Annotated in this window: 1 protein-coding gene; it reads left to right on the forward strand. The window is 75.0% G+C overall.

From position 1 onward, the window contains the following. A partial coding sequence (locus CCN44_RS40040; protein ID WP_143650390.1) for a class I SAM-dependent methyltransferase occupies nt 1–548 on the forward strand: 548 nt, incomplete at both ends.

A 548-nucleotide genomic window follows, 5' to 3' on the forward strand; every position in this document is an offset into this window, starting at 1 on the left:
GGACGTCGGCACCGGCCACGGCCACTTCTGCGCGGCGGCCCGCGCCGTCCTGCCGGGCACCTCCTTCGACGGGCTCGACTTCACCGACGGCGTCGAACTCGCCGCCCGCGAGGGCCGCGTGGACCATGCCCACCGCGGCTCCTTCCCCGACCTGGCCCCCGGACTCACCGCCCGCTACGACGTGGTGAGCATGTTCCACTACCTGGAGCACAGCACCGACCCCGACCGGGAACTCCGCGCCGCCCACCGAGCGGTACGCCCCGGCGGCCACCTCCTCATCGAGGTACCGGATCCGGAGAGCCGCTACGCCCGGCTCCTCGGCCGCTGGTGGCTGCCCTGGCTCCAGCCGCAGCACCTGCACCTCATGCCGGTCGCCAATCTGCGCCGCCGGCTCAACGAGCTGGGGTTCACGGTGGTCGCGGAGCAGCACGCCGAGGCCCATGACCCGGTCGATCTGCTCGCCGCGGTCTGGCTCGCGCTCGACCACGCCGCTCCGCGCGAGGACGCGCCCTGGCTCCCCGAACCCCCCGGCGCCCTGCGCCGCGCCA

The organism is Streptomyces tricolor (assembly GCF_002155905.1).
GTDB classification, from domain to species: Bacteria; Actinomycetota; Actinomycetes; order Streptomycetales; family Streptomycetaceae; genus Streptomyces; species Streptomyces tricolor.